This is a genomic window from Streptomyces sp. NPDC002306, assembly GCF_053593435.1.
The window spans coordinates 250,487-260,989 of the sequence record NZ_JBSFCK010000003.1 but is presented as its reverse complement, the minus strand read 5'-3'; the positions used below and the strand labels follow the sequence as shown (position 1 = coordinate 260,989).

Annotated in this window: 10 protein-coding genes; 5 read left to right on the top strand and 5 right to left on the bottom strand. The window is 72.4% G+C overall.

The window, feature by feature from the left end; genetic code table 11:
• Positions 1 to 44 precede the first annotated feature (44 nt).
• A complete protein-coding gene (locus ACWCQK_RS08775; RefSeq protein ID WP_451153371.1) occupies positions 45 to 1,586 on the top strand; it encodes a YfbK domain-containing protein in 1,542 nt (513 codons plus the stop codon).
• 86 nt (positions 1,587 to 1,672) lie between these two features.
• Here the strand turns inward: ACWCQK_RS08775 and ACWCQK_RS08770 are convergent, their stop codons facing one another.
• Together ACWCQK_RS08770 and ACWCQK_RS08765 are read right to left on the bottom strand one after the other, a co-directional pair.
• The gene (locus ACWCQK_RS08770) at positions 1,673 to 2,077 is read right to left on the bottom strand and encodes a rodlin (RefSeq protein ID WP_451153369.1); all 405 of its coding nucleotides are present in this window, start codon (positions 2,075 to 2,077) and stop codon (positions 1,673 to 1,675) included.
• A 340-nt stretch (positions 2,078 to 2,417) separates the two neighbouring features.
• Positions 2,418 to 2,825, bottom strand: a complete 408-nt coding sequence (locus tag ACWCQK_RS08765) for a rodlin (protein WP_451153367.1) — start codon at positions 2,823 to 2,825, stop codon at positions 2,418 to 2,420.
• Between the two features lie 221 nt (positions 2,826 to 3,046).
• On the opposite strand from ACWCQK_RS08765, the gene ACWCQK_RS08760 reads away from it, so the two are divergent.
• The 3 genes from ACWCQK_RS08760 to ACWCQK_RS08750 all read left to right on the top strand — a co-directional run bounded on the left by ACWCQK_RS08760 (position 3,047) and on the right by ACWCQK_RS08750 (position 4,976).
• Entirely contained in the window at positions 3,047 to 3,457 is a 411-nt protein-coding gene (locus tag ACWCQK_RS08760; protein ID WP_451153365.1) for a rodlin, read from the top strand.
• A gap of 317 nt (positions 3,458 to 3,774) precedes the next feature.
• The gene (locus ACWCQK_RS08755; protein WP_451153363.1) at positions 3,775 to 4,026 is read left to right on the top strand and encodes a chaplin; all 252 of its coding nucleotides are present in this window, start codon (positions 3,775 to 3,777) and stop codon (positions 4,024 to 4,026) included.
• A gap of 110 nt (positions 4,027 to 4,136) precedes the next feature.
• Positions 4,137 to 4,976, top strand: a complete 840-nt coding sequence (locus tag ACWCQK_RS08750; protein WP_451153361.1) for a chaplin — start codon at positions 4,137 to 4,139, stop codon at positions 4,974 to 4,976.
• Between the two features lie 75 nt (positions 4,977 to 5,051).
• On the opposite strand, the gene ACWCQK_RS08745 is transcribed toward ACWCQK_RS08750, so the two are convergent.
• Both ACWCQK_RS08745 and ACWCQK_RS08740 read right to left on the bottom strand, forming a co-directional pair.
• A complete protein-coding gene (locus ACWCQK_RS08745) occupies positions 5,052 to 6,311 on the bottom strand; it encodes an NAD(P)-binding domain-containing protein (RefSeq protein WP_451153359.1) in 1,260 nt (419 codons plus the stop codon).
• On the bottom strand, positions 6,311 to 7,747 hold the full coding sequence (locus ACWCQK_RS08740; RefSeq protein WP_451153357.1) for a carboxylate--amine ligase: 1,437 nt from the start codon (positions 7,745 to 7,747) through the stop codon (positions 6,311 to 6,313). The genes ACWCQK_RS08745 and ACWCQK_RS08740 overlap by 1 nt, the downstream gene beginning before the upstream one ends.
• Positions 7,748 to 7,916: 169 nt before the next feature.
• Between ACWCQK_RS08740 and ACWCQK_RS08735 the strand changes: the two genes are divergently transcribed.
• A complete protein-coding gene (locus ACWCQK_RS08735) occupies positions 7,917 to 9,365 on the top strand; it encodes a glycoside hydrolase family 26 protein (RefSeq protein ID WP_451153355.1) in 1,449 nt (482 codons plus the stop codon).
• 25 nt (positions 9,366 to 9,390) lie between these two features.
• Here the strand turns inward: ACWCQK_RS08735 and ACWCQK_RS08730 are convergent, their stop codons facing one another.
• Positions 9,391 to 10,497 carry a GNAT family N-acetyltransferase gene (locus ACWCQK_RS08730; protein ID WP_451153916.1) on the bottom strand — a complete coding sequence of 369 codons (1,107 nt, stop codon included), beginning with the start codon at positions 10,495 to 10,497 and terminating at the stop codon, positions 9,391 to 9,393.
• Between the last annotated feature and the right edge of the window lie 6 nt (positions 10,498 to 10,503).

Genomic DNA, 10,503 nt, shown 5'->3' with positions numbered 1-10,503 from the left:
TCGTCCACCGACGCCGGCGTCGACGACCGTAGGGGGAACGGCAGATGGGGACCTACCGAACGAGGCGGCTGCGCGCCACGCTGCTCGCCCTCGCCGCCGCCGGAGCGCTGCTCACCGGCTGCAGCGCCGCCGACGGCAGTCGCGCGGACGGCGCGAACAAGGCCGAAGGAGGCCTGCCGGCCCCCGCGCCGGCGCAGTCGGGGGGCGGCGGCGAACAGAAGCAGGACGACGACAGCGAGTCCGAGGCCCGTGACTTCGCCCCCGCACCCGACCACCTCTCCACCTTCGCGCTCGACGTCGACACCGCGTCGTACGGCTACGCACGCCGCTCCCTCGCCGACGGCCGCCGCCCGGACCCGTCGACGATCCGCCCGGAGGAGTTCGTCAACAGCTTCCGCCAGGACTACGAACGGCCCGACGGCAACGGCTTCTCGGTCACCGTCGACGGCGCCCGCACCGACCAGGACGGCTGGTCCCTCGTCCGCGTCGGACTCGCCACCCGCTCGGCCGCGGACCCGGCCGAACGCCCGCCCGCCGCGCTCACCTTCGTCATCGACGTCTCGGGCTCCATGGACGAGCCGGGCCGCCTGGACCTCGCCAAGGAATCCCTCGGCATGCTGACGGACGAACTGCGCGACGACGACTCGGTCGCGCTCGTCACCTTCAGCGACGAGGCCCGCACCGTCCTGCCGATGACCCGGCTCGGCGGCCACCGCGGCCGGGTCCACCGCGCGGTCGACAGCCTGGAGGCGCTGGAGTCCACCAACCTCGGCGCGGGCCTGCGCACCGGCTACGCCACCGCCGTCGAGGGCCTGCGCGAGGGCGCCACCAACCGGGTCGTCCTGATCTCGGACGCGCTCGCCAACAACGGCGACACCGACCCGGACTCCCTCCTGGAGCGGATCTCCACCGCCCGCCGTGAACACGGCATCACGCTCTTCGGCGTCGGTGTCGGCAGCGACTACGGCGACGCCCTGATGGAGCGCCTCGCCGACAAGGGCGACGGCCACACGGTGTACGTCTCGGACGAGGACGAGGCCCGCAAGGTGTTCCGCGACCAGCTCCCGCGGAACATCGACCTCACCGCCCGCGACGCCAAGGCCCAGGTCGCCTTCGACCCGCGGACGGTCGCCCGGTTCCGTCTCGTCGGCTACGACGACCGGCGGGTCGCCGACGAGGACTTCCGCGACGACCGTGTCGACGGGGGAGAGATCGGCCCCGGCCACACGGTGACCGCCCTGTACGCCGTCCGCACCCGGCCCGGCGTCGACGGCCACCTCGCCACCGCGACGGTCCGCTGGCTCGACCCCGAGACCCGCGTACCGCACGAGGAGTCCGGCCAGTTGGAGACGGACTCCGTCGGCCGCTCCGTGTGGAGTGCCGGCCCCCGCTTCCAGGTCACCGCGGTCGCCGCCTACTTCGCCGACGCCCTGCGCGCGGGGGACGACCGCTGGAGTTCCCTGCCCGGCGCCCCTTCCCTGGACGAGCTGGCCAGGCGCTCCGACCGGCTGGCGTCGATCACCGAGGACGACGACGTGGCCCGGCTCGGCACGGCCATCGCGTCGGCGGCCCGCCTCGACGAGTAGTGCCCGGCACCGGCGGCCGGTCGCCGGGTACGCGGAACGGCGGGCCACCGGAGGACCGGTGACCCGCCGCGCGCGGAGTGAACGACTCAGTTGTTGTTCTGGCCGTTGCCCGACAGCGCCGAGATGTCGTCCAGGATGTGCGACAGCGGCTCGTCACCCTTGGCCTGGGTGGAGTTCTCGACGCACTGCTGGTTCTGCGGGGAGGACAGGACGTTGACGTCCTGGACCGCGATCGGGATCAGGCCGAGGAGCGAGCCCACGTTGGCCTTGAGCGGCAGCCCGACGCAGGGCTTGTTCAGCGAGCCCTGGACGAGCGAGAGCTGCGGGCTCATGTCGCCGAAGGTCGCCGAGTTGCCGAACTCCTGCGAGGCGCCGTTGCCGCTCGCGGAGTTGGTGCCGTCGTTGCCGATGGCCAGTGCCTGCGGCGCGGCCGCGGCCGAGACACCGGCGACGGAGGCGGCGATAGCCGCGGTTGCCCACAGCTTCTTCATGGTCTTTCCCTTCGAAAGGCGGACTCCGGGGGCGGAGCTGCATGATCGTCAACTGCCCGGGCGGGGTGGGGGTTGCGCTGTGTACTCCGTTCGGCGCAGCGCAGTCCGATCAGGCGACAAGCGCCCGTCGGGCGCGGAACACGCGCCTCGACCCGGCCGGGGCTTCGGGCGGCGTCGAGGAAGCGCGGGCCTGGAGAAGCGGGCATGGAAGCGCGGGCGTTCGAGGGCGTTCATGGGCATGGAAAAGCGGGCCGCCGAGAGTTCGGCGGCCCGCCGGCCGGGACCGGGAGGATTCAGTCCCTGGGCTCGGTGTCCGAGCCCGGTGTCATGCTGTCGGGGTTCAGCGGTTGCCCGTGCCGTTGCCCGCGAGGACCGCGATGTCGTCGAGGATGTGCGACAGCGCCTCGTCACCCTTGGCCTGGGTGGAGTTCTCGACGCACTGCTGGTTCTGCGGGGAGGACAGGACGTTGATGTCCTGGACGGCGATCGGGACGGCGCCGAGGAGCGAGCCGACGTTCGCCTTGGCCGGGAGGCCGATGCAGGGCTTGTTCAGCGAGCCCTGGATGAGCGCCATCTGGGGGCTCATGTTGCCGTACGTCGCCGAGTTGCCGAACGCCTGGTGAGCGCCGTTGCCGCTGGCGGACGAAGTGCCGTCGTTGCCGATGGCCAGTGCCTGCGGCGCGGCCGCGGCGGAGACACCGACCACGGAAGCGGCGACCGCGGCAGAGGCCAGAACCTTCTTGATCACTTACTAGTCCCTTCTGAGGAAACGCCCGTCCACCGGAGCGCTATCGACTCAACTGACCACGCCGCTCTTGGTTGCTGCCTTTCACCCCGATGGCCTACACGTGTCGGGAGTTCTCACCCATCGGGTGAAGGATCGCAATCAATCCGCAACCAATCACCGTGAATCCGGTTGATGCGGGGGCAGGAACACACGTCTTGGCGAAAGCCGGGAAAGGAAGCGAAATGCTGAAGAAGGCAATGGCTGCGGCGGCGCTGGCCGCCTCCGTCGTCGGTACGTCCGCGGCGGTCGCCCCGCAGGCGCTTGCCATCGGCAACGACGGCACCAACTCCGCCAGCGGCAACGAGGCCACCTCGCAGTTCGGCAACTCCGTGACCAAGGGCAACATGAGCCCGCAGGGCAGCCTCGCCCAGGGCTCGCTGAACAAGCTCTGCGTCGGTCTGCCGGCCAAGGCCAACGTCGGTTCGCTGGTGGGCGTGCTGGTGCCGGTCGCCGTGCAGGACATCAACGTCCTCTCGGCTCCGCAGAACCAGCAGTGCGCGGAGAACTCCACCCAGGCCAAGGGTGACGAGCCGCTGTCGCACATCGTGGACGACATCTCCGTCCTCACGGGCAACGGCACGGGCAACGGCTGATCTCCGGCTGACCCCCGTCAGGGTCGGCGTCCGAGACGCCGTCTGATGCTCGTTCAAGAAAAGCGCTCGGGCGCCCGTCTTTTCCGCGGGCTGCCCGAGCCCTTTCGCGTGTGCGGTGCCCGAAACCCTTTACACCACTCAGGGGAACCGTTTCCGCTCGCGTGTATGCCGAGTGCCGCCTCTCTGAAGGCGTTCGAGTGAATTCCCTTACGGCCCACGTTCCGTAGTTTCTCCGGCCGTCTATCTCTCGTTTGCAGCCTGCGAGTCATGTGCGAGCCGTCCGACTGCGCTCGCTCGGTTTCGACCGTCACAGGAGCATGACCGCGGAGAAGGGAAATTCCATGAAGAAGACCGCTGCTGTCGTCGCGGGTCTGATCCTGGCGCTGGGCGGGGCCGCTCCGGCCTTCGCCGACTCCGACGCCGACGGTGCCGCCCTCGGTTCCCCGGGTGTCCTGTCCGGCAACGTGATCCAGGCCCCGATCCACATCCCGGTCAACCTGTGCGGCAACACCGTCAACGTGATCGCCGCGCTGAACCCGACCGCGGGCAACGTCTGCGTCAACGACTGACGACGTAGGCAACGCAGCCACTCGGCTGACTCAAGGCCGGCCCTGGACCAAGCCTCTTTGCTCCAGGGCCGGCCTTTTCCCACGCCCCTTCGAGCAGGAAGACCAAGAGATTGCGCCAGACCCTGAGCAGGGGAATGGTCGCGGCAGCGGCCGCGACAAGCATTCTGTCGCTGTACGGCACTCCCGCCCTCGCCGACACGCACGCGAACGGCACCGGAGCCGGATCACCCGGAGCCCTGTCCGGCAGCAGCCTCTCCGCCCCGGTCGAGGTGCCGGTCAACGCCTGTGGCAACACGATCGACGTGATCGCCGCGCTCAACCCGTCGTTCGGCACCTCCTGCGCCCACACGGCGGGCGCGCACCGGTCGAAGCCGTACGGCGACGACGACTCCGGATACGGGAGCTCTGACGACTCCGGATACGGGAGCCGGGACGACTCCGGGTACGGGGCCGACGAGGACTCGGGCTACGGAGACCAGGGCGGGTACGGGGACCACCCCACCCCGCCCGGCGGTGGCGAGACGCCCCCTGGCGGCGGGGAGACTCCGCCTCCCGGTGGTGGGGAGACTCCGCCTCCCGGCGGTGGCGAGACGCCCCCTGGTGGTGGTGAAACCCCGCCTCCCGGTGGTGGGGAGACTCCGCCCCCTGGTGGTGGCGAGACGCCTCCCCCCGGTGGTGGTGAAACCCCGCCTCCCGGTGGTGGCGAGACGCCTCCCCCCGGTGGTGGCGAGACGCCTCCCCCCGGTGGTGGCGAGACGCCTCCCCCTGGTGGTGGCGAGACGCCCCCGCCCGGTGGGCACGAGGGTCCGCCCGGTGAGCACGGGGGGCCGCCGCCCAGCCTGCCGGACACCGGCAGCGAGGCCCTGCTCGCCGCCTCCGGCATCAGCGCCGCGTTGATCGTGGGCGGAGCGGTTCTGTACCGGCGTGGCAGGGCCGCGTCCCGTCGGTGACCTGCCGGGTGCCGGACGTGTGGTTCCGTCCGGCACCCGTGCTCGCGCCCTCGCCCGGGTCCGTCCCGGCCGTCGTCAGCGCCGTACGGTGTCCGCCATGTCCAGCCGGTCCCGGCCCGGCGCCGGTAGCGGCGCACCGCCCGGCCCCGTGCGCAGCCGACGCCGTACACCCCGTACGAGCGTGTCCGCCGTGAAGGTGGCGCCGTGCACGAAGCGCATCGCCGGGCCGAAGGCGGCGGCCGTCACCAGGCCCGCCAGGAAGAGCCCGGGGTGCGAGGACTCGAAGTCCCGCCCGACCGTAGGCGCACCGTCGGCCCCCGTCGTCAGCGTCCCGCGCAGTCCGTCGGAGAGCAGCCCGAGGCGGTCGCGGGTCGCCCGGAACCCCGTGGCGGCGATGACGTGTTCGGTCTCCAGCGGGCGTACGCGAGCCGCGCCCGCCGGTTCCAGCCGGACCCCGCCCGGCACCGCGCGCGCCGCCGCCACCTCGTGGCCGAGCAGCACCTCCACGGACCGCTCGACCCGCTCCCGTACCCACCAGGCGCCCGCCGGGCCGAGTGCGGTGCCCACGATCCGCGCCCGTGTCCGCTCCGGGAGACGGCGGTAGAGGCCGGGACGCTCGGCGTAGAACCAGTTGCGCCAGCCGCAGCCCAGGCCGCTGTGCGGGGCACGGGCGGACTGCCACCAGGGGCGCGTCCAGGGCGGCGGCACGTCGTTCCACCACAGCCGGTCGGCCCGCGCCAGCACCCTTACCCGGGTGCCCTGTTCGGCGAGCAGCGCCGCCGTCTCCAGGGCCGCCTGGCCGCCGCCGAGCACCGTGACGTCCTTGTTCCGGAAACGGCCGAGGTCGCTGTGGTGGCTGCTGTGCGAGACGAGACCGGGGGCGAGGCCGCGCAGCGCGGACGGGATCTCGACGAAGGGCAGCACGCCGATCGCGAGCGCGACCGTACGGGCGTGCAGCACCTCCCCGTCGTCGGTGACCGCCTCGAAGCCGCCGGGGCGGGCCGCCACGCGGACGATCATGCGCTCGTCCACCGCCGGTACGGCGTGCCGGGCGAACCACAGGCCGTACTCCGCGAACGTCTCCACCGGGATCGGCTCCCCGTGACGCGCCGTCATGCCCCGCCCGGCGCAGTACACGTCGAGCCGTCGGCGGCCCTCCGGGTCGGAGAGGTGGGAGGCCCACGGCTCCGACTTCAGGAACATGCCGCGGGGCATGTGGTCGCGCCAGGACGCCATGGGCCGGCCGAAGACGCGCAGCGTCAGCCCGGCCGCGGCGGCGTGGGAGGCGATGGACAGGCCGTACGGGCCGGCGCCCACCACCAGCAGGTCGTACATCAACGGCTGCTCGCTCTCTCGTCGTCGGTCGGTTCGGTCACGTCGGTCACGGCCGACGCTCCGGTAACACTCGGCACGGCGGTCACGCTCGGCACGGCGGTCACGGCGGTCACGGCGGTCACGGCGGTCACGGCGGTCACGGCGGTCACGGCGGTCACGGCCGGCACCCCGGTCGCCTCGGCGGTCGCCGACGGCAGGGTGGGGGCGGACGCCTGGCGCACCACGCGCGGCCGGACCTCCGTGTCGCGTACCGCGTACAGCCCCCGCAGTCGGCCCGCCAGCCGGCGGGAGACATGGCGGCACCACAGTCCCCACATCGCCCGCCCGGGGCCGGGGTCGTCCGGCGCGTACCACGCCAGCTCCCGGCGCGCCGGTGACGACCGGCCCAGCGCGGCCAGCGGCGCGTAGTTCTCCACGACGAACTCCCGCTCGGGCTGCGGCGCTCCGTCCGGCAGCGAACGGTGGGTCAGGTCCAGGTGCTGGGCGCGGACGACGTCCAGCCCCGCGGTGTCGGAGAACAGCCGGAACTGGGCCCCGGGGCGCGGATTGAAGTCGAGCAGGTGGTAGCGGCCGGTCGTGCCGCAGCGACGGAAGTCCAGGTCGAGGATGCCGCGGTAGCCGAGTGCGCCGGTGAGCCGCTCGGCGAGCGTCTGCACCTGGGGGTTGGGGGTCCACCGGCCCACCGCCGTCAGCCCCGCGCCGCGCGGCCAGGAGCACAGCTTGCGGCCGGAGCCGCCGCCGCGGACTGCGCCGGAGTGGTCGGCGTACCCGTGGAAGAACCAGTCGAGGTCCGGCCCCGGCGGCAGGAACTCCTGGAGCAGCAGCCGGCTGCCCGCCTCCTCGGTGCGCTGGAACAGCTCGCGGGCCTCCTGCGTGGAGCGCACCACCACCGTGCTGCGCAGACCGCTGCCCGCGGGCAGCAGCCAGGGCCGGCTCCACTTCGCCACCACCGGCAGACCCAGCTGCCAGGCGGCCCCGGCGGCCTGCGCCGCGCTCTCCGGGATCACGGTGACGGGGTGCGGTACGTCCACCGCGGCGCAGACGGCGGCCAGTTCCGCCTTGTCCGCCACCCGCTCGGCCAGCGCACCGGGCTGCCGAGGCAGCAGATACGCGGGTTCCAGCTCCTCGCGCAGCCGGCCCACCGCGACGGCGCCGGCGTCGTCCATCGGGATCAGCACGGCGGGACGCGCGATCCGGGCGGCCACCTGACGCAGGGTCATGGCGATCTCGGTCAGGGACGCGCCCGGCGGGGGCGGCGGGTGCAGCCGGGACACGAAGCGGGACTTGCGGACCGGGCTTCCGACGGAGTCGGCGACCACGTGCACGTCCACGCCGGCCCTGCCGAGGGAGCGCACGGCACCGAGCGTGCCGTGGTGAAAGGGATTCCGGTCGATCCGCAGCAGAACGGCGGGGACGCGGATGTCGAGCAACGACACGGACTTTTTTTCCTTAGCTTCGGTTCACCCGTGCGACGGAGTGGATCACCCGAAAGACCCCACCGCACTGGCCGAGTTCATATTCATATGACTGAGTGTCAGTAATCGGAATGTCGGAATGTCAGAGAAAGCGTCAGAAGTCAGCACGCGAATGGAGAAAGGAGCAGGCATGGCCCCACAGCAGCGACGCGCCCGGTCCCGGCGGCTGGCCGTCATCGCGGCCACGGTCGCCGCGTCGGCCGCCCTGGCCTCGGGTCCTGGATTCGCCGCGGGCGCGGGGGTGGTGCGGGTCGGCGATCCGCCCGCTCCCACGCCCACCGTCCCGGCCGCCGCGGGGACCACCCCGGCCCCCGCCGTGGCCGAGCCGACCGTCCCGTCGGCGCCGGCCGTCCCGTCCGTCCCGGTGGTCCCGCCCGTCCCGGTGGTCCCGCCCGTGTCCACCGTCCTGCCCGTCCCGGTGGTCCCGTCCGGACCGGCGGTCCCGCCCGTGTCCACCGTCCCGTCCGTCCCGGCGGTCCCCACGACCCCGCCGACCCCGCCGACCGCACAGACCCCGAAGCCCTTGGAGGCCGGAAAGACCGAGGAGGTTCAGAAGGACGTCCCCGCCTTCGGCGCCTACCTCGAGTACGACGCCGGTGGTGTGGCGCGCATGGCCGAGCTCAGCCGCTGGCTGGGCCGCGCGGACCTGCGCGTCGGGCACACCTATCTGCCGGGGGACCGGTGGAAGAACATCGAGGGCGACGTCGACTTCCTCGACGCGTGGGCGCGCTGGCGCAATGCGAAGGACGACCGGATGTTCGTCCTCAACGTGCCCATGCAGGAGGGCAACGAGGCCGGTGTCTCCGACGCGAACGTGGGGCTGCTGCTGCGGGCGGGTGCCGCGGGGGCGTTCGATCACCACTTCCACGCCCTCGCCGAGCGACTGGTGAAGCTGAGGGTGCCGGACACGGTGATCGTGCTCGGCTGGGAGATGAACGGCATCACGTACACCCATCGCTGCGGGCCGGACCCGGAGGCCTGGAAGAAGTACTGGAACAGGATCGTCACCACCATGCGCGCGGTGCCGGGCCAGAGATTCCGGTTCGACTTCGCGCCGAGCCGGGGCCGGGACGCCGTTGCCTGGACGGAGTGTTATCCGGGGGACGACACGGTCGACATCATCGGCATGGATTCCTACGATCAGCCGTCCGGGCTGACGTTCGACCAACAGGTGAATGAGCCCTACGGTCTGCAGAAACACGTGGACTTCGCCAAAGCCCATGGCAAGCCGATTTCCTATCCGGAATGGGGACTCTTCCGCAACGGTGACAACGCCGACTACATGCGCCGCATGATCACATGGATGGATGAGCACCGGCCGCTGTACAACACGCTGACCGACTACTGCCCGCACGGCGTGTGGCAGTGCTCGGCCAACCCCGCTTCGTCCGCCGTCTACCGTTCCCTCCTCTCCGAGCCCACCGAACCGACCACCCCGCCGACCGAACCCCCGACCACCCCGCCGACCACTCCGGAGCCCACGGCGACCTGTTCGCCGCTGGAGCTCGGCGACTGGGTCGAGTACTGGCTCGGCGGGAAACTGTGTCTGCGGTTCGACTGGTGGTCGCACACCCGGTAGCGCCCCTGGACGGCGGCGGGTCCGGTCAGGACCCGCCGCCACCGTCGCGCTCCCGCAGCCGGCTCAGCAGCTCCTTGCCGCGCCGCCGGGCGGCCACGTCGCACACCACCGCCGACATCAGGGGGGCCGTGCGCCGCCGGGCGAGCAGCAGCCGCTGGTTGACGACCGGTTCCGGACGCCAGTGGTGTTTGTACGGTTCGTCACCGCGCAGCAGGCTCAGCGTGCCCCGCCCGCCTCCTCGCGTGTGCTCGGCGCACGCGTCGAGCAGCATCACCGCCACGTCCGCCTTGCGTTCACGCAGCCGCGGATGGGCGCCGTAGAGATAGCCGCCCGCCAGCCGTCGCGACAGCAGCGTCAGATCCACGGCGACCACGTCGTCGTCGAGCCGGAACTCGGTGACCACCGCGTCCCCGGAACGCACCATCGGCCCCACGGACCGCACCAGATGCTCGCAGAACCGCGTCTGGAGGTGCTCGGACGTCACCTTCCGCCCCTGCCACTGGAGCCGGTGCAGTTCGAGCAGCCGCCGCAGCGCCGGATCCACCTCGTCCGGCCGGACGACCTGCCGCTCCACGCCCAGCGCGGTCAGTTTGCGGAGTTTGGCGCGCACCCGCTGGGCCTTCGCCGCCGGCAGCCGGGCGACCAGTTCGTCCATCGGCACGGCGGGCAGCTCCAGACACAGCGAGTCCTCCACCCGGCGCCGGGGCCCGCGCCAGCGGTCGTAGACCCGCTCGACCGCGCCGCCGGGCCGTACCTCGCGGAAGTCGATCAGCGCCGTGCGGGCCGCCGCCGCGAGTCCGTCGGTGAGCGCGGCCACGGCCGCCTCGCCCCGGTCGTCGTCGACCAGGACGTCCCCGTAGTCGGAGATCGCCCCGCCGAGCGGCACCAGCGCCGGCACCGGACGGCGTACGGCCATCAGCGGGGCGGCGGCGACGAGTTCGGCGCCGTCGCGCACCAGCAGCAGCCGCAGCCGGCCCGGCCTGCCGTACGACAGCCACCACGAGTACAGCCAGGCGTGGCTCTGGAACGGCGTCGCCGCCGCGCACCGCCCGTACAGCCGCCCCCAGGCCGGGGCCAGCGCGGCGAAGGAGCCCTCGTCGGTGACCAGGTCGGTGGTGTACGCGGGTCTCACCCCCGT